A 16,800-nucleotide genomic window follows, 5' to 3' on the forward strand; every position below is an offset into this window, starting at 1 on the left:
AGAAAATGGCAAATCGCGATTTAACATTGACTCGTAATATCGGTATTATGGCTCACATTGATGCCGGTAAAACTACAACTTCGGAACGTATTCTGTTCTACACCGGTAAGACTCATAAGATTGGTGAGGTGCACGATGGTGCTGCGACAATGGACTGGATGGCACAGGAACAAGAGCGCGGTATTACGATTACTTCGGCAGCTACTACTTGTAACTGGACTTGGAACAATAAGACATTCAAGATAAACTTGATCGATACCCCGGGACACGTAGATTTTACAGCAGAGGTAGAGCGTTCGCTCCGTGTGCTTGATGGCGCCGTTGCAACATATTCTGCAGCCGATGGAGTGCAACCGCAGTCTGAAACCGTTTGGCGTCAGGCAGATAAATATAATGTTCCGCGTATCGGATATGTAAATAAAATGGACCGCTCTGGTGCCGATTTCTTCGAAACTGTACAGCAGATGAAAGATATTCTTGGCGCTAATCCGTGTCCTGTCCAAATCCCCATTGGGGCAGAAGAGAACTTCAAAGGTGTGGTAGATCTTATTAAGATGAAGGCAATCCTTTGGCATGATGAGACGATGGGGGCGGAATATTCTGTAGAGGAAATTCCCGCAGACCTTGTTGATGAGGCTAACGAGTGGCGCGAGAAAATGGTTGAAAATGCTGCTAATTTTGATGATGCTTTGATGGAGAAATACCTCGATGGGCAGGACATTTCCGAAGAAGAATTGCTTGCAGCAATCCGTAAAGGAACTATTTCCATGGAACTTACTCCTATGCTTCTCGGTTCTTCGTATAAGAATAAAGGCGTACAGCCGCTTCTCGACTACACATGTGCATTCCTGCCTTCTCCTCTTGATACGGAAAATATCGTGGGTACTAATCCCGATACAGACGAGGAGGAAGATCGTAAGCCTTCGGAAGATGCTCCAACTGCAGCTCTTGCGTTTAAGATTGCAACCGATCCGTTTATGGGACGCTTGGTTTTCTTCCGTGTTTATTCGGGTAAAGTTACTGCAGGTTCTTACGTATATAATCCTCGCTCGGGTAAGAAAGAGCGTATCAGCAGATTATTCCAGATGAACTCCAAACAGGAAATTCCTATGGAAACTATTGATGCAGGCGATATCGGAGCGGGTGTAGGTTTTAAAGATATCCGTACTGGTGATACTCTTTGCGACGAAAATCATCCGATTGTTCTCGAATCGATGACATTCCCCGATACTGTAATTTCTATTGCGGTAGAACCAAAGAGTCAGGCTGATATTGCAAAACTTGATAACGGTCTTGCCAAACTTGCAGAGGAAGATCCGACCTTTACCGTCCGTACGGATGAACAGAGCGGACAAACGATAATTTCCGGTATGGGTGAACTTCACCTCGATATCATTATAGATCGTCTGAAACGTGAGTTCAAGGTCGAGTGTAACCAAGGTAAGCCGCAGGTTAATTATAAAGAGGCGATCACCAAAGAAGTTACACTGCGTGAAGTTTACAAGAAGCAGAGTGGTGGCCGTGGTAAGTTTGCTGACATCATTGTTACGGTCGGTCCGAAGGATGAGGATTATAAGGAAGGCGATTTGCAGTTTGTCAATGAGGTGAAAGGCGGTAATGTGCCTAAGGAATTCATCCCTGCTGTACAGAAAGGTTTCCAAGATTCTTTGAAGAACGGTGTACTTGGTGGGTTCCCGATGACAGGAATGAAAGTGACTCTTACAGATGGTAGTTTCCATCCTGTAGATTCTGATCAGCTGTCTTTCGAACTTGCAGCACATAACGCTTTCAAGAATGCTTGTCCTAAAGCAGGCCCTGTTTTGATGGAACCTATTATGAGAGTAGAGGTCGTAACTCCGGAAGAGAATATGGGTGATGTCATCGGGGACTTGAATAAGCGCCGCGGTCTTGTTCAGGGTATGGACGAGGCTCGTAGCGGTGCACGTATCGTAAAGGCAATGGTACCGTTGGCTGAAATGTTTGGCTATGTAACGGCTCTTCGTACTATTACTTCCGGTCGTGCGACGAGTTCCATGGAATATGATCATCATTCTCCACTATCGAGTACTATCGCCAAGACCGTACTTGATGAGGTGAAAGGACATTCGGAACTTTTGTAAAAATATAAAATGTGAATTGAGGTGCTATTTAGCGAATGACTCTTAAATAGTGAACCTCTTTTCTTAATATCAATTAAAAATAAAAAGTAAATAAAATGAGTCAGAAAATCAGAATTAAGCTGAAGTCTTATGACCACCAGTTGGTTGATAAGTCAGCAGAAAAGATCGTGAAGGCTGTTAAGGCGACGGGTGCTATAGTAAGTGGTCCCATCCCTCTTCCAACTCACAAACGTATTTTTACGGTAAATCGTAGTACATTCGTTAATAAAAAAGCTCGTGAACAATTCCAGCTCTCGAATTTTAAACGTCTTATCGACATCTATAGCTCAACAGCAAAGACAGTTGATGCATTGATGAAACTTGAATTGCCGAGTGGTGTGGAGGTAGAGATTAAGGTCTGATCTTTTTAATTCTCGAATTATTTAATTTTAAACATTTATTGAAATGCCAGGATTAATTGGAAGAAAAATCGGAATGACATCCGTTTTCAGTGCCGACGGTAAAAATACACCGTGCACTGTTATCGAAATAGGTCCTTGTGTTGTAACCCAAGTTAAAACTGTAGAGAAAGATGGTTACAAGGCTGTTCAATTAGGTTTCGGAGAGGCAAAGGAGAAAAGAACTACCATGCCTATGATGGGAATCTTTAAGAAAGCTGGCACAACACCTAAGAAGCACTTGGCCGAGTTCAAATTTGATGAGGAGTATAACCTTGGTGATACTCTTACGGTAGAATTGTTTGAAGGTACTGAATTTGTCGATGTGATTGGTACATCTAAAGGAAAGGGCTTCCAAGGCGTTGTAAAACGTCATGGGTTCGGTGGCGTCGGCCAGAGTACTCATGGACAAGACGACCGTGCACGTAAACCAGGATCTATCGGAGCTTGTTCTTATCCGGCAAAGGTATTCAAAGGAATGCGCATGGCCGGTCAAATGGGAGGCGATAGAGTGACAACTCAGAACCTCAGAGTGTTAAAAGTAATTCCGGAACAGAATCTCCTTATTGTGAAAGGTTCGTTCGCTGGATGCAATGGTTCAACTGTTTTAATTGAGAAATAATGGAAGTTAGCGTATTGAATATCAATGGTCAGGAGACCGGAAGAAAGGTTACGTTAAACGAATCTATCTTTGGAATTGAACCTAATGATCATGTTATCTATCTTGATGTAAAGCAGTATCTTGCTAATCAGCGACAGGGAACGGCTAAGTCAAAAGAAAGAAGTGAGCATAGAGGTTCTACCCGTAAGTTAGGTCGCCAGAAAGGTGGTGGCGGTGCTCGTCGTGGTGATATCAATTCACCGGTACTTGTTGGTGGTGGTCGCGTATTCGGTCCGAAACCGCGAGACTATGGTTTTAAGTTGAATAAAAAAGTAAAGGCTCTTGCTCGTAAATCAGCTTTGTCTTACAAGGCACAGGAGAATGCTATCGTTGTAGTCGAAGACTTCAATATGGAAGCTCCTAAAACTAAAGATTTTGTAAATATCGCTAAAAATCTTAAAGTTGAAGGTTTGAAGACGCTTTTGCTTTTGCCGGAAGTGAATAAAAACGTATATTTGTCGGCTCGTAACTTGCAAAAGGCTGAAGTTATGATAGCATCTACACTCAATACGTATAAAGTTTTGAATGCAGATGTTCTTGTTGTGACGGAAAAATCGTTGAAGACCATTGACGATATCTTAACAAAGTAAATTTAGAAGAATAAGATTATGGCATTTATCATAAAACCTTTGGTCACTGAGAAGATGACCAATATTACAGATAAAACTTCAGAAAGCAAAAAGATTAAAGCTGCAAATGAAAAAGCTGCTAAGGTTAAAAATGCTGTGGAGGAAAAGGCGACTTTTGTTGTAAAAAAGAAAGGCAAGCCTGATGTTAAGAAAGAAAAGACTATTTATACTTATGTGAAGCCAGCGCTGGCTAAGTATGGTTTTATCGTTAAGCCTGAAGCAAATAAGCTTGAGATTAAAAAAGAAATTGAAAACCTGTATCATGTTACGGTTTTGAATGTAAATACTATTCGTTATGCCGGCAAGCGTTCAAGTCGCTACACGAAAGCTGGTCTCATAAAAGGACAAAAGAATGCATTCAAGAAAGTAATCGTTACACTGAAAGAGGGTGAAACTATAGATTTTTATAGTAATATTTAAATAAAAAATGGCAGTACGTAAATTAAACCCGGTTACACCGGGACAAAGACACAAAGTTATTGGCACGTTCGAGGATATTACTGCATCCGTGCCAGAGAAGTCTCTCGTTTACGGTAAGCGCTCAACCGGTGGTCGAAACAACACTGGTAAAATGACTGTCCGTTATATGGGCGGTGGTCATAAGAGAAAGTATCGTTTGATCGATTTTAAACGCGAGAAAGATGGTGTTCCTGCCGTAGTAAAAACAATAGAGTATGATCCGAACCGTTCGGCTCGTATTGCTTTGTTGTATTATGCTGACGGCGAAAAACGTTACATAATTGCTCCTAATGGATTGCAAGTGGGTGCTACATTGATGTCGGGTGCTGATGCTGCACCTGAGGTTGGTAATGCTCTTCCTCTTGCAAACATTCCTGTAGGTACGGTGGTTCATAATATAGAATTGCGTCCGGGGCAGGGAGCTTTGCTTGTTCGTTCGGCTGGTAATTTTGCTCAGTTGACTTCTCGTGAGGGCAGTTATTGCGTTATTAAACTTCCTTCTGGAGAGACTCGGCAGATTCTCTCTGCTTGTAAGGCTACTGTTGGGAGTGTGGGTAATTCTGATCATGCATTGGAACAGTCTGGAAAGGCAGGCCGTTCTCGTTGGTTGGGACGTCGTCCTCACAACCGTGGTGTTGTTATGAACCCTGTTGATCACCCGATGGGTGGTGGCGAAGGTCGCCAGAGTGGTGGACATCCGCGTTCACGTAAGGGCTTATATGCTAAAGGTCTCAAGACTCGTGCACCAAAGAAGCTTTCTAACAAGTATATTATCGAAAGAGCCAATAAAAAATAAAGAGTAAATATATATGAGTCGTTCATTAAAAAAAGGTCCATATATCAACGTATCACTTGAAAAGAAAATTCTTGCGATGAACGAGAGTGGCAAGAAGAGTGTCGTTAAGACTTGGGCTAGAGCATCAATGATTTCCCCTGATTTTGTGGGACACACTGTTGCTGTTCATAACGGAAATAAATTTATCCCTGTTTATATTACCGAGAATATGGTAGGTCATAAACTTGGCGAGTTCTCTCCGACACGTAGGTTCGGCGGGCACTCTGGTAATAAGAAGTAAGAGGGATAACCATTTTTTAATTATAGAATAATAATGGGAGCAAGAAAACATATAGCGGCAGAGAAAATCAAAGAAGCCCGCAAAACATTGTACTTCGCAAAGCTCAAAGGCGTTCCCTCTTCTCCGCGTAAAATGCGCTACGTTGTGGACATGATTCGTGGAATGGAAGTTAATCGTGCCCTTGGAGTATTGAAATTCTCGAAAAAACAAGCTGCAGCGGACGTAGAGAAACTCTTGCGTTCAGCAATTGCTAATTGGGAAATTAAGAATGATCGTAAAGCTGAAGATGGAGAACTTTTTGTTAATAGAGTCTTTGTTGATGAAGGTGTTACAATGAAACGTATGAGACCGGCACCGCAGGGCCGTGGATATAGAATTCGTAAGCGTAGTAACCACGTTACTCTGTTTGTAGATGCCAAAACTAACGACGATAAATAATAAATAGAATGGGACAGAAAGTTAATCCAATAAGCAACCGTCTTGGTATTATCCGTGGTTGGGATTCAAATTGGTTTGGTGGCAAGGACTTCGGTGACAATCTTGTAGAGGATATGAAAATCCGCAAGTACTTGAATGAGCGTTTGGCTAAGGCTAGCGTTTCTCGTATTGTCATCGAACGTACATTGAAACTCGTTACCATTACTATTTGTACAGCCCGTCCGGGAATCGTTATAGGTAAAGGTGGACAAGATGTTGATAAATTGAAAGAGGAGTTGAAGAAACTTTATAAAAAGGATATTCAGATCAACATTTTCGAAATAAAGAAACCTGAGCTCGATGCAACCATCGTTGCTAATAATATCGCTCGTCAAGTAGAAGGTAAGATAGCTTACCGTCGTGCCATTAAAATGGCTATCCAAAACACGATGCGTACGGGAGCAGAGGGTATTAAAGTTCAAATAACAGGTCGTCTGAATGGAGCTGAAATGGCTCGTAAGGAAATGTATAAAGAAGGACGTACTCCTTTGCATACTTTCCGTGCAGACATTGATTACTGCCAAGCCGAAGCTCTGACAAAAGTTGGACTTCTCGGTATTAAGGTTTGGATCTGCCGTGGCGAAGTTTATGGTGTTCCTGATCTTACGCCTAATTTTGCACAAGACAAGCAGAATGGCGGACGCGGCGGAAATAGTCGTTCGAGTCGTGGCGGTAATCGTAGGAGAAACAATAACCGTTAAAAGAAGATGCTAATATGTTACAGCCAAAAAGAGTAAAATATAGAAGACCTCAAGATGGACGTGGAAATAAAGGAAACGCCAGTAGAGGTACACAATTGGCATTTGGTTCGTTTGGTATAAAAACTCTTGAAGCTAAATGGATCGATAGCCGCCAGATAGAAGCTGCCCGTGTTGCTGTAAACCGTTACATGCAACGTGAGGGACAGGTTTGGATACGTATTTTTCCAGATAAGCCGATTACCCGTAAGCCGGCTGATGTCCGAATGGGTAAAGGAAAAGGTGATCCTGCAGGATGGGTGGCTCCTGTTACACCCGGACGTATTCTGTTCGAAGTCGAGGGAGTAAGTTTCGATGTAGCAAAGGAGGCATTGCGCCTTGCTGCCCAGAAACTTCCTGTTAAGACAAAGTTTGTTGTGAGACGTGATTACGATAAAAACGCTTAAGCTATGAAGATTAAAGAAGTAAGAGAACTTGATAATAAGGCATTAGCCGAAAAGTTGGAGATGGCTGAGACTGCTTTGCATCAGATGAAACTTAATCATGCTATTTCTCCGCTTGAGAATCCATCACAGATTAAGGCAACTCGTCGTGATATAGCACGTATGAAGACAGAACTTCGTCAGAGAGAACTTAATAAATAACAATGGTCCAGATGGAAACAAGAAATTTAAGAAAAGTAAGACAGGGTGTCGTTGTCAGCAACAAAATGGATAAAACCATTGTTATTGCCTCAAAGTTCAAGGAGAAACACCCTATGTATGGTAAGTTTGTACAACATACGAAGAAATACCATGTACATGATGAGAAAAATGAAGCTAATATTGGCGATACGGTTCTTATCATGGAGACACGTCCTTTGAGTAAGACAAAGAGATGGAGATTAGTACAAATTGTAGAAAAAGCTAAGTAATTATGATACAAGCAGAATCAAGACTTACAGTATGTGATAACAGCGGTGCACGTGAGGCTCTTTGCATCCGTGTTCTCGGTGGTACCGGTCGCCGTTATGCAAGTGTTGGTGACGTGATTGTCGTTTCTGTCAAGAACGTCATACCATCAAGTGATTTGAAGAAGGGTGCAGTATCTAAGGCTTTGATTGTTCGCACAAAGAAAGAAATTCGTCGTGCAGATGGTTCATATATCCGTTTCGACGATAATGCTTGTGTATTGCTGAACAATGCTGGTGAGCTTCGCGGAAGCCGTATCTTCGGCCCGGTAGCTCGTGAGCTTCGTGCAGTGAATATGAAAGTCGTTTCTTTGGCACCTGAGGTTCTTTAATTTATAAACAAAAAGTAATGAATAAGTTACATATAAAGAAAGGTGACATGGTTCTTGTTCTTGCAGGGAGAAGCAAGGATGCAAGAAACTCAAATGGAAAGTTTCCTTCACCTCACAAGGTGTTGAAAGTCCTTGTGGATAAGGAACGTGCAATTGTTGAGGGGGTAAATATCGTTTCTAAATGTACAAAACCATCAGCAAAAAATCCTCAGGGAGGTATCGTTAAGCAGGAAGCTCCTATTCATATTTCGAATTTGAGTTTGGTAGATCCGAAGAGTGGAGAACCTACACGTATTGCTATCAAGAAGACTGAAGATGGTAAGAAAGTTCGTATAGCTAAAAAATCGGGAGAGGAGATTAAGTAATGGATACAGCACAGTTAAAGAAAGTATACAAAGATACTATTGCTCCTTCATTGCAGAAGCAATTCAATTATTCTTCATCAATGCAGGTCCCTGTTCTTAAGAAAATAGTTATCAATCAAGGTTTGGGTGATGCAACTCAAGATAAGAAGATTGTTGATGTCGCAGTAAACGAAATATCAGCTATTACCGGTCAGAAGGCAGTTGCAACATATTCAAAGAAGGATATTGCAAACTTCAAACTTCGTAAGAAGATGCCTATCGGTGTGATGGTGACATTGCGTCGTGAGCGTATGTATGAATTTTTGGAGAAGCTTGTTCGCGTGGCTTTGCCGCGTATTCGTGACTTTAAAGGAATTGAAAGCAAGTTTGATGGTCGTGGTAATTACACTTTGGGTATTGCCGAACAGATTATCTTTCCTGAGATCAATATCGACTCAATCGACCGCATCCAAGGAATGAATATTACTTTCGTTACATCTGCACAGACTGATGAAGAAGGATATGCATTGCTCAAGGCATTCGGCCTACCTTTTAAGAACGCTAAAAACGATTAAGCAATATGGCAAAAGAATCAATGAAAGCTCGCGAGATTAAGCGTGCAAAACTTGTAGCTCGTTATGCCGAGAAACGTGCAGCTCTTAAAAAAACTATCGCTACGACTAATGATTTAGCAGAGGCATATGAAGCAGCTCGTAAACTTCAGGCAATTCCTAAGAATGCCAATCCTATACGTCTTCATAACCGTTGTAAAATCACCGGTCGTCCGAAAGGGTATATCCGCCAATTTGGCCTTTCGCGTATTCAGTTTCGTGAAATGGCTTCGGCTGGTTTGATACCCGGAGTAAAGAAAGCGAGCTGGTAAATACGGCAAATATTGTGGTTTGAACGTCTTAGATAGTATATTTGTCGTTGATAGATATATTGTTTAGGATTATTGAATATACCATATAATTTTATTTAATATTGTCGGGGTGGTCCCGATTAATTAAACATTTTATTTTATGACAGATCCAATAGCAGATTATCTGACAAGACTCAGAAATGCAATTATGGCACATCACCGTGTTGTAGAGGTTCCTGCGTCTAACTTGAAGAAAGAGATCACCAAGATCCTTTTCGAGAAAGGGTACATTCTGAACTATAAGTTCATGGATGATGGCCCTCAGGGTACTATTAAAGTTGCTTTGAAGTGCAATCCTGAAACCAAGCAAAACGCTATTCAGTGTTTAAAGCGTGTATCGACTCCCGGTTTGCGTAAATATACCGGCTACAAAGATATGCCGAGAGTAATTAACGGATTAGGTATTGCAATCATATCTACATCTCAAGGTGTAATGACAGATAAAGAGGCTTCTTCACTGAAGATTGGTGGCGAAGTTCTTTGCTATGTTTATTAATTGGAGGATTTATTATGTCAAGAATAGGAAAATTACCAATTAGTATACCTGCCGGTGTTACCATAGAACAGAAGGATGGCGTGGTTTCTGTGAAAGGCCCTAAGGGTGAACTCTCTCAGAAAGTAGATTCTTCGATAAAAGTTAACATTGCAGACGGCCAGATTACATTCGAAGTTGATGAGAATAGTCCGGTGAATTATAAGCAGAAACAAGCTTTCCACGGTTTATATCGTTCTTTGGTCAACAATATGGTTGTAGGTGTAAGCGAAGGTTACACAAAGACGATGGAACTCATCGGTGTAGGTTATCGTGTTTCTAATCAAGGTAACTTGGTGGAATTCTCGCTTGGCTATACTCACCCCATCTTTATTCAACTTCCGAAAGAAGTTAAGGTTGAGACGAAGTCTGAAAGAAACCAAAATCCGATTATAACTTTGGAGTCTTGCGACAAGCAATTGCTCGGACTCATTTGCGCTAAAATTCGTTCTTTCCGTATGCCTGAGCCTTATAAAGGAAAAGGTATCTTATTCCAAGGCGAAGTCATTCGCAGAAAGTCTGGTAAGACAGCTGCAGCTAAGTAATTTTAATTTTTTACGATTATGACAACAAAGAAAGTAGAAAGACGAATTAAGATAAAGTACCGCATTCGTAAAAGTGTGAAAGGAACAGCTGAGCGTCCGCGTCTTAGTGTATTCCGTTCCAATAAGCAGATTTATGCTCAGGTTATAAATGATTTGACTGGTAATACTCTTGCCTCTGCATCCTCTCTTGGTCTTGAAGCTATGCCTAAGATACAGCAGGCTCAGAAAGTAGGAGAACTCGTTGCAGAAAAAGCACAGGCTGCCGGGGTGACAGCTGTAGTTTTTGATCGTAACGGTTATCTTTACCATGGACGTGTAAAAGAATTAGCTGATGCAGCTCGTAAAGGTGGTCTTAAATTTTAAACGATTATGGCAATGAATAGAGTTAGAATAAATAGTGACGTAGAATTGAAAGACCGCTTGGTTGCTATTAACCGTGTAACCAAAGTTACAAAGGGAGGTAGAACTTTTACCTTTGCAGCTATTGTCGTAGTAGGCGATGGTAATGGTATTATCGGTTATGGTCTTGGAAAAGCAGGTGAAGTTACTGCAGCTATCTCTAAAGGAACGGAGGCTGCTAAGAAAAATTTAGTAAAGGTCCCTGTTCTAAAAGGAACCATTCCTCATGAGATAGAAGCACATTATGGTGGTGCACAAGTTTTCTTGAGACCGGCAGCTGCCGGTACCGGTCTTGTAGCCGGTGGTGCTATGCGTGCTGTACTTGATAGTGTAGGTGTTACAGATGTACTTGCGAAATCAAAAGGCTCTTCGAACCCTCATAATTTGGTAAAAGCGACGATTGTAGCATTGAGCCAAATACGCGATGCATATACGATTGCTGGCACTCGTGGTATAACCATGGACAAAGTATTTAACGGATAAGGAGAAAAACAATGGCAACGATTAAAATCAAGCAGATAAAGAGTAGAATAGGAGCTCCGATAGACCAGAAACGTACTCTTTTATCGTTAGGTCTTCACAAGATTTCTCAAGTTGTTGAGGTTGAAGATACTCCAAGCACTCGTGGTATGATCCGTAAGGTCCACCACTTAGTAAATGTAGTTGAATAATTAACCTTATTAAAATTAGAAATAGTTATGAAATTAAATAATTTAAAACCTGCTGAAGGCTCAACACATTCACGTCGTCGTATTGGTCGTGGTCCGGGCTCAGGGCTCGGTGGTACCTCTACCCGTGGACATAAGGGGGCAAAAGCTCGTTCCGGTTACAAGAGAAAGATCGGTTTTGAGGGAGGTCAGATGCCGCTTCAGCGTCGTGTTCCGAAAGCAGGATTTAAGAATATCAACCATAAGGAATATTTAGCAGTAAATCTTTCGACTTTACAATCTTTGGCAGAGTCTAAAAACTTAGCCAAAATCGGAATTGCAGAACTTAAGGAGGCAGGTCTTACCAATGGTAAAGAACTTATTAAAATTCTGGGTAATGGTGAGTTGAAAGTCAAGATTGATGTTGAAGCAAATGCATTCTCTAAGACCGCCGAAGAAGCTATTAAGGCAGTTGGGGGTAATGCAACTATAATCTAAGTCAATGAAAAAGTTTATTGAGACACTGAAGAACTGTTGGAGAATTGAGGATTTGCGTCAGCGTCTCCTCATAACTCTTCTGTTTACGGCAATTTATCGTTTTGGTTCGTTTGTCGTACTTCCGGGTATTAATCCTGCTTCTTTGGAGACACTTCGACAACAGACTGCGGGCGGTCTTATGTCACTCCTTGACATGTTCTCTGGTGGAGCATTTTCCAATGCATCGATTTTTGCGCTTGGAATTATGCCTTATATTTCAGCCTCTATCGTTATGCAGATACTTGCTGTTGCCGTACCTTATTTCCAAAAGATGCAGCGCGAAGGCGAAAGCGGGCATAAGAAGATAAATTGGTATACACGTTGGCTGACTGTAGCAATTTTACTCTTTCAGGCTCCGTCTTATCTTTTTAATTTGAAATCTCAGGCAGGCCAAGCTTTGGCTTCTGGTATTTCATGGACCGCTTTCATGATACCGGCTGTTATAATCCTTGCTGCTGGGAGTATGTTTATCTTATGGTTAGGTGAACGTATTACTGATAAGGGGGTAGGAAATGGTGTTTCTCTGATCATTATGTTGGGAATTATTGCACGTCTGCCCGGTTCTTTTATACAAGAATTCTCGTCACGTGCTACGGATATTTCTGGTGGTGGAATCATTATGCTCATTGCAGAGATATTAGTTCTGTATTTTGTTGTTTGCGCTGCAATCCTTTTAGTGCAGGGTACGCGTAAGGTGCCGGTGCAATATGCTAAACGACTTGTAGGTAACAAGCAATATGGAGGGGCTCGTCAGTATATTCCTTTGAAACTGTTTGCTGCTAATGTGATGCCTATCATCTTTGCTCAAGCTTTGATGTTCATTCCATTGGCTATTGTCCAGTATCAGCCAAAAGATGCGTCTTCTATAGTTCGCTCGTTGATGGATACTCATAGCTTGCTGTATAATGTAATATATGTGGCTCTCATTATTGCGTTTACTTATTTCTATACGGCTATTACATTGAACCCGACACAGATGGCAGAGGATATGAAACGCAATAATGGATTTATACCCGGAATTAAGCCGGGCAAAGATACGGCAGAATATATTGATACCATCATGTCTCGAATTACTTTGCCGGGTTCTTTGGCTATCGCATTTATTGCCGTAATGCCGGCGCTGGTCAGTGTGTTCCATGTTCAACAGGAATTTACTCAATTCTTTGGTGGAACTTCTTTACTTATTCTGGTTGGTGTGGTTATTGATACATTACAACAGATAGAAAGTCATCTGCTGATGCGGCATTATGATGGTTTGCTCAATTCCGGGCATACACGTAGTGGCGGTGTCTCTGCGTATTAAGTGTACTTCCGCTAATGGAGATATTTCTTAAAACAGAGGATGAAATTGAGTTGATGCGTAAGGCGAACCGACTTGTCGGCGATACCTTGGCAGAATTGGCTAAACATATAAAACCGGGGGTTACCACTCTTCAATTGGATAAGATAGCAGAGGAATTTATTCATGATCATGGTGCTGTACCAACGTTTAAGAATTTTCCCAATCCTTTTGGAGAGCCGTTTCCGGCAAGTATCTGTACTTCCGTGAATGCTATCGTTGTTCATGGCATACCGAGTGAGAAAACAATTTTAAAAGATGGTGATATTATTTCGGTAGATTGCGGTGCATTGCTTGACGGATTCAATGGTGACAGTTGTTATACATTTTGTGTTGGTGAGGTATCAGCTCTGGTGAAAGGCTTGCTTAAAACTACTAAAGAAGCGCTTTATATGGGCATTGAACGGGCTGTAGCCGGTAAACATATCGGTGATATAGGTTATGCTATTCAAGAACATTGTGAGCGTCGAGGATACGGAGTGGTACGAGAACTTACCGGACACGGGATTGGACGAAAGATGCATGAGGATCCTGCAATTCCGAATTATGGGGTGTGTGGCAGGGGAGTCATGTTGAAAGCAGGTATGTGTATAGCTATTGAACCGATGATTACGATGGGAGATCGAAAAATTGGGCTTTTGCCGGATAAGTGGGGAATTATAACTCGTGACTTAAAACCAGCAGCCCATTTTGAGCATACTATTGCTATCGGAAACGGTAAGGCTGAAATTTTATCTTCGTTTGAAGAAATTGAACGTTTAGAAGGAGAAATATATTAAATATGGCAAAGCAATCTGCGATAGAGCAAGACGGGACAATCATAGAGTCGCTCTCAAATGCAATGTTTCGTGTAGAACTCGAAAATGGAGTACAGATTATAGCGCATATCTCTGGTAAGATGAGAATGCATTATATAAAGATTCTTCCCGGCGATAAGGTTAAGGTAGAAATGAGTCCTTATGACCTTACTAAAGGTAGGATCGTATTCAGATACAAATAATCAAGTATAAAATATGAAGACAAGAGCATCGTTAAAGAAACGTACAGCCGATTGCAAGATCGTACGTCGTAAGGGGCGTCTGTTCGTTATCAACAAGAAAAACCCTAAGTACAAGATGCGTCAGGGGTAAGTTAAAAAACTGTAAAGGTAAAATAATGTGCAATATTATTAATACCTTTGCATGCTTTTTAGTGAAATTTGAATTAAAAAATTAACTTTTTATCATTTAACAAATGGCAATAAGAATTGTTGGAGTAGATTTGCCCCAGAATAAGCGTGGCGAAATCGCATTGACTTATATCTATGGTATAGGTCGAAGTAGTTCAGCAAAGATATTGGATAAGGCGGGCGTAAGCCGTGACTTGAAAGTCAGTGAGTGGAATGACGATCAGGCAGCTAAGATCCGTGAAATTATCAGTGCTGAATTCAAAGTAGAAGGTGACCTCCGTTCAGAGGTCCAAATGAATATCAAGCGGCTGATGGATATTGGTTGCTATCGTGGAGTTCGTCATCGTAATGGTCTTCCGGTTCGCGGTCAGAGTACTAAAAATAATGCTCGTACCCGTAAGGGAAAGAAGAAGACTGTTGCTAATAAGAAGAAAGCTACTAAGTAATTTTAAGGAGGAAATTAATTATGGCAAAAACAAAAGCAACATCTAAGAAGAGAAATGTAAGAGTTGATGCTGTCGGGCAGCTTCATGTTCATAGCTCATTCAATAATATAATTGTATCTTTGGCTAATAGCGAAGGCCAGATCATATCTTGGTCTTCGGCCGGTAAGATGGGATTTCGTGGTTCTAAGAAGAATACTCCTTATGCAGCACAGATGGCTGGTGAGGATTGTGCAAAAGTAGCTTTCGACCTCGGCCTCCGCAAAGTTAAGGCATACGTTAAGGGGCCGGGAAATGGTCGTGAGTCTGCCATCCGTGCCGTACACGGTGCAGGAATTGAGGTTACAGAAATTGTAGACGTGACGCCGTTACCGCACAATGGATGCCGTCCTCCGAAGAGACGTAAGGTATAGTACTATCACATCTCTATCAAAGTATCAATTAATAAATCGCATATTTTTATATTATGGCTAAATATATAGGTCCGAAATCTAAAATTGCACGCCGATTTGGTGAACCCATTTTCGGTGCTGACAAAGTTTTGTCCAAGAGAAACTTCCCTCCTGGACAGCATGGCAACAACCGTCGTAAGAAGACTTCTGAGTACGGTGTCATGTTGGCAGAGAAGCAAAAAGCTAAGTACACGTACGGTGTACTTGAACGCCAATTCCGTAATATGTTCGAAAGGGCTGCAAAAGCAGATGGCATTACCGGTGAAGTTCTTCTTCAGAATCTTGAGAGTCGTCTTGATAATGTAGTCTTCCGTCTTGGTCTTGCTCCTACTCGTGCTGCCGCTCGTCAGCTTGTTGGGCACAAGCATATCGTAGTTGACGGTAAAGTTGTAAATATTCCTTCTTACTCCGTTAAGCCGGGACAGATTGTTGGTGTTCGTGAGAAAGCTAAATCTCTTGAGGTTATTGAAACGGCTCTTGCCGGTTTCAATCATAGCAAATATCCTTGGATCGAATGGGATGATAATTCAAAGAGTGGCAAATTCTTGCATAAGCCCGAACGTGCCGACATCCCAGAGAATATTAAGGAACAGTTAATCGTTGAGTTGTACTCTAAATAAATCATTGAATTAATGGCGATATTAGCATTTCAAAAACCTGATAAAGTTGTAATGGTGGAGGCTGATGACAAGTTCGGTAAGTTCGAATTTCGTCCATTAGAGCCCGGTTTCGGAGTTACCATTGGTAATGCTCTGCGCCGCATTCTTCTTTCATCGCTTGAAGGTTATGCTATCAACACCATCCGTATAGGAGGCGTTGAGCATGAGTTTTCTTCAGTACCTGGTGTAAAAGAAGATGTTACCAACATTATCTTGAATCTCAAACAAGTTCGATTCAAGCAAGTAGTAGAAGAATTCGAGAACGAGAAAGTTAGTATCACCGTAGAGAATTCCACTGAATTCAAAGCAGGTGATATAGGTAAGTATCTGACTGGATTTGAAGTGTTAAACCCTGATTTGGTGATTTGTCATTTAGATGTCAAAGCCTCTATGCAGATAGATATTACTATCAATAAGGGCCGAGGTTATGTGCCTGCTGATGAAAATCGTGAATTCTGCACAGATGTAAACGTACTCCCAATCGATTCAATCTACACCCCAATTCGTAACGTAAAGTATTCTGTTGAACCATATCGTGTTGAACAAAAGACCGATTATGATAAACTTGTGCTCGAAGTTACGACGGATGGTTCCATTTACCCGAAGGATGCATTGAAAGAAGCAGCAAAGATTCTTATCTATCATTTCATGTTGTTCTCTGATGAAAAGATTACATTGGAGAGTTCTGATCAAGAGAACAATCAGGAATTTGACGAAGAAGTTTTGCACATGCGTCAACTGCTCAAGACAAAACTTATCGACATGAACCTCAGCGTTCGTGCACTTAATTGTCTGAAAGCAGCGGATGTCGAAACTCTTGGAGATTTGGTTCAGTACAACAAGACCGATCTTCTCAAGTTCCGTAACTTCGGTAAGAAATCGCTCTCAGAGCTTGATGATTTGCTTGAGAGTCTGAATCTGTCATTTGGAACCGATATTTCAAAGTATAAACTTGACAAGGAATAATATCGGGAA

Annotated in this window: 30 protein-coding genes; all 30 read left to right on the forward strand. The window is 41.3% G+C overall.

The genetic code is table 11. The features are described 5' to 3' along the window. Window positions 1-5 precede the first annotated feature (5 nt). The 30 genes from fusA to HMPREF0663_RS06600 all read left to right on the forward strand — a co-directional run bounded on the left by fusA (window position 6) and on the right by HMPREF0663_RS06600 (window position 16,791). On the forward strand, window positions 6-2,120 hold the full coding sequence (fusA, locus tag HMPREF0663_RS06465) for an elongation factor G (RefSeq protein WP_004369523.1): 2,115 nt from the start codon (window positions 6-8) through the stop codon (window positions 2,118-2,120). A 95-nt stretch (window positions 2,121-2,215) separates the two neighbouring features. Then, the gene (gene rpsJ / locus HMPREF0663_RS06470) at window positions 2,216-2,521 is read left to right on the forward strand and encodes a 30S ribosomal protein S10 (protein WP_004369524.1); all 306 of its coding nucleotides are present in this window, start codon (window positions 2,216-2,218) and stop codon (window positions 2,519-2,521) included. 43 nt (window positions 2,522-2,564) lie between these two features. After that, window positions 2,565-3,179, forward strand: a complete 615-nt coding sequence (rplC, locus tag HMPREF0663_RS06475; protein ID WP_004369525.1) for a 50S ribosomal protein L3 — start codon at window positions 2,565-2,567, stop codon at window positions 3,177-3,179. Continuing rightward, complete coding sequence (gene rplD, locus HMPREF0663_RS06480) at window positions 3,179-3,808, forward strand: 50S ribosomal protein L4 (protein ID WP_004369526.1); 630 nt, start codon at window positions 3,179-3,181, stop codon at window positions 3,806-3,808. The genes rplC and rplD overlap by 1 nt, the downstream gene beginning before the upstream one ends. Window positions 3,809-3,826: 18 nt before the next feature. Next, window positions 3,827-4,267, forward strand: coding sequence for a 50S ribosomal protein L23 (gene rplW / locus HMPREF0663_RS06485; protein WP_004369527.1), 441 nt, complete (start codon window positions 3,827-3,829; stop codon window positions 4,265-4,267). Window positions 4,268-4,274: 7 nt separating this feature from the next. Next, window positions 4,275-5,102, forward strand: a complete 828-nt coding sequence (gene rplB, locus HMPREF0663_RS06490) for a 50S ribosomal protein L2 (protein WP_004369528.1) — start codon at window positions 4,275-4,277, stop codon at window positions 5,100-5,102. 13 nt (window positions 5,103-5,115) lie between these two features. Continuing rightward, window positions 5,116-5,382 carry a 30S ribosomal protein S19 gene (gene rpsS, locus HMPREF0663_RS06495; RefSeq protein WP_004369529.1) on the forward strand — a complete coding sequence of 89 codons (267 nt, stop codon included), beginning with the start codon at window positions 5,116-5,118 and terminating at the stop codon, window positions 5,380-5,382. Between the two features lie 33 nt (window positions 5,383-5,415). After that, window positions 5,416-5,820, forward strand: coding sequence for a 50S ribosomal protein L22 (gene rplV / locus HMPREF0663_RS06500; RefSeq protein ID WP_004369530.1), 405 nt, complete (start codon window positions 5,416-5,418; stop codon window positions 5,818-5,820). An 8-nt stretch (window positions 5,821-5,828) separates the two neighbouring features. Beyond that, on the forward strand, window positions 5,829-6,560 hold the full coding sequence (gene rpsC, locus HMPREF0663_RS06505) for a 30S ribosomal protein S3 (protein WP_004369531.1): 732 nt from the start codon (window positions 5,829-5,831) through the stop codon (window positions 6,558-6,560). A 14-nt stretch (window positions 6,561-6,574) separates the two neighbouring features. Beyond that, window positions 6,575-7,003, forward strand: a complete 429-nt coding sequence (gene rplP / locus HMPREF0663_RS06510) for a 50S ribosomal protein L16 (protein WP_004369532.1) — start codon at window positions 6,575-6,577, stop codon at window positions 7,001-7,003. Between the two features lie 3 nt (window positions 7,004-7,006). Next, window positions 7,007-7,201 (forward strand): 50S ribosomal protein L29, encoded by a 195-nt coding sequence (gene rpmC / locus HMPREF0663_RS06515; RefSeq protein ID WP_004369533.1) that lies wholly within the window; start codon window positions 7,007-7,009, stop codon window positions 7,199-7,201. A gap of 2 nt (window positions 7,202-7,203) precedes the next feature. Next, the gene (gene rpsQ / locus HMPREF0663_RS06520) at window positions 7,204-7,470 is read left to right on the forward strand and encodes a 30S ribosomal protein S17 (RefSeq protein WP_004369534.1); all 267 of its coding nucleotides are present in this window, start codon (window positions 7,204-7,206) and stop codon (window positions 7,468-7,470) included. Window positions 7,471-7,472: 2 nt separating this feature from the next. Further along, complete coding sequence (gene rplN, locus HMPREF0663_RS06525) at window positions 7,473-7,838, forward strand: 50S ribosomal protein L14 (protein WP_004369535.1); 366 nt, start codon at window positions 7,473-7,475, stop codon at window positions 7,836-7,838. A gap of 17 nt (window positions 7,839-7,855) precedes the next feature. Continuing rightward, window positions 7,856-8,203 carry a 50S ribosomal protein L24 gene (rplX, locus tag HMPREF0663_RS06530; protein WP_004369536.1) on the forward strand — a complete coding sequence of 116 codons (348 nt, stop codon included), beginning with the start codon at window positions 7,856-7,858 and terminating at the stop codon, window positions 8,201-8,203. After that, window positions 8,203-8,757 (forward strand): 50S ribosomal protein L5, encoded by a 555-nt coding sequence (gene rplE / locus HMPREF0663_RS06535; RefSeq protein WP_004369537.1) that lies wholly within the window; start codon window positions 8,203-8,205, stop codon window positions 8,755-8,757. Before rplX ends, rplE begins: the two co-directional genes overlap by 1 nt. 5 nt (window positions 8,758-8,762) lie before the next feature. Beyond that, the gene (gene rpsN / locus HMPREF0663_RS06540) at window positions 8,763-9,065 is read left to right on the forward strand and encodes a 30S ribosomal protein S14 (protein WP_004369538.1); all 303 of its coding nucleotides are present in this window, start codon (window positions 8,763-8,765) and stop codon (window positions 9,063-9,065) included. A gap of 139 nt (window positions 9,066-9,204) precedes the next feature. After that, window positions 9,205-9,600 (forward strand): 30S ribosomal protein S8, encoded by a 396-nt coding sequence (gene rpsH / locus HMPREF0663_RS06545; protein WP_004369539.1) that lies wholly within the window; start codon window positions 9,205-9,207, stop codon window positions 9,598-9,600. A 14-nt stretch (window positions 9,601-9,614) separates the two neighbouring features. Beyond that, window positions 9,615-10,181 carry a 50S ribosomal protein L6 gene (rplF, locus tag HMPREF0663_RS06550; RefSeq protein WP_004369540.1) on the forward strand — a complete coding sequence of 189 codons (567 nt, stop codon included), beginning with the start codon at window positions 9,615-9,617 and terminating at the stop codon, window positions 10,179-10,181. A gap of 18 nt (window positions 10,182-10,199) precedes the next feature. Continuing rightward, on the forward strand, window positions 10,200-10,544 hold the full coding sequence (gene rplR, locus HMPREF0663_RS06555; protein ID WP_004369541.1) for a 50S ribosomal protein L18: 345 nt from the start codon (window positions 10,200-10,202) through the stop codon (window positions 10,542-10,544). A 6-nt stretch (window positions 10,545-10,550) separates the two neighbouring features. After that, window positions 10,551-11,063 carry a 30S ribosomal protein S5 gene (gene rpsE, locus HMPREF0663_RS06560; RefSeq protein WP_004369542.1) on the forward strand — a complete coding sequence of 171 codons (513 nt, stop codon included), beginning with the start codon at window positions 10,551-10,553 and terminating at the stop codon, window positions 11,061-11,063. Window positions 11,064-11,074: 11 nt separating this feature from the next. Then, window positions 11,075-11,251, forward strand: a complete 177-nt coding sequence (rpmD, locus tag HMPREF0663_RS11720) for a 50S ribosomal protein L30 (protein ID WP_004369543.1) — start codon at window positions 11,075-11,077, stop codon at window positions 11,249-11,251. 27 nt (window positions 11,252-11,278) lie between these two features. Continuing rightward, window positions 11,279-11,725, forward strand: a complete 447-nt coding sequence (gene rplO, locus HMPREF0663_RS06565; protein WP_004369544.1) for a 50S ribosomal protein L15 — start codon at window positions 11,279-11,281, stop codon at window positions 11,723-11,725. A 4-nt stretch (window positions 11,726-11,729) separates the two neighbouring features. After that, the gene (secY, locus tag HMPREF0663_RS06570; protein ID WP_004369546.1) at window positions 11,730-13,067 is read left to right on the forward strand and encodes a preprotein translocase subunit SecY; all 1,338 of its coding nucleotides are present in this window, start codon (window positions 11,730-11,732) and stop codon (window positions 13,065-13,067) included. 14 nt (window positions 13,068-13,081) lie between these two features. Further along, on the forward strand, window positions 13,082-13,882 hold the full coding sequence (map, locus tag HMPREF0663_RS06575; RefSeq protein WP_004369548.1) for a type I methionyl aminopeptidase: 801 nt from the start codon (window positions 13,082-13,084) through the stop codon (window positions 13,880-13,882). A gap of 2 nt (window positions 13,883-13,884) precedes the next feature. Continuing rightward, complete coding sequence (infA, locus tag HMPREF0663_RS06580) at window positions 13,885-14,103, forward strand: translation initiation factor IF-1 (protein ID WP_004369550.1); 219 nt, start codon at window positions 13,885-13,887, stop codon at window positions 14,101-14,103. Window positions 14,104-14,116: 13 nt separating this feature from the next. Beyond that, entirely contained in the window at window positions 14,117-14,233 is a 117-nt protein-coding gene (rpmJ, locus tag HMPREF0663_RS11725; RefSeq protein WP_004369552.1) for a 50S ribosomal protein L36, read from the forward strand. Between the two features lie 103 nt (window positions 14,234-14,336). Continuing rightward, window positions 14,337-14,717: a 30S ribosomal protein S13 gene (rpsM, locus tag HMPREF0663_RS06585; RefSeq protein ID WP_004369554.1), complete on the forward strand. Its 381-nt coding sequence runs from the start codon at window positions 14,337-14,339 to the stop codon at window positions 14,715-14,717. 20 nt (window positions 14,718-14,737) lie between these two features. Further along, the gene (gene rpsK / locus HMPREF0663_RS06590) at window positions 14,738-15,127 is read left to right on the forward strand and encodes a 30S ribosomal protein S11 (protein WP_004369556.1); all 390 of its coding nucleotides are present in this window, start codon (window positions 14,738-14,740) and stop codon (window positions 15,125-15,127) included. Between the two features lie 53 nt (window positions 15,128-15,180). Continuing rightward, entirely contained in the window at window positions 15,181-15,786 is a 606-nt protein-coding gene (rpsD, locus tag HMPREF0663_RS06595) for a 30S ribosomal protein S4 (RefSeq protein ID WP_004369558.1), read from the forward strand. 12 nt (window positions 15,787-15,798) lie between these two features. After that, window positions 15,799-16,791: a DNA-directed RNA polymerase subunit alpha gene (locus tag HMPREF0663_RS06600; RefSeq protein WP_004369560.1), complete on the forward strand. Its 993-nt coding sequence runs from the start codon at window positions 15,799-15,801 to the stop codon at window positions 16,789-16,791. Window positions 16,792-16,800: the final 9 nt, after the last annotated feature.

It is taken from the genome of Hoylesella oralis ATCC 33269, assembly GCF_000185145.2.
Taxonomy (GTDB): domain Bacteria; phylum Bacteroidota; class Bacteroidia; order Bacteroidales; family Bacteroidaceae; genus Prevotella; species Prevotella phocaeensis.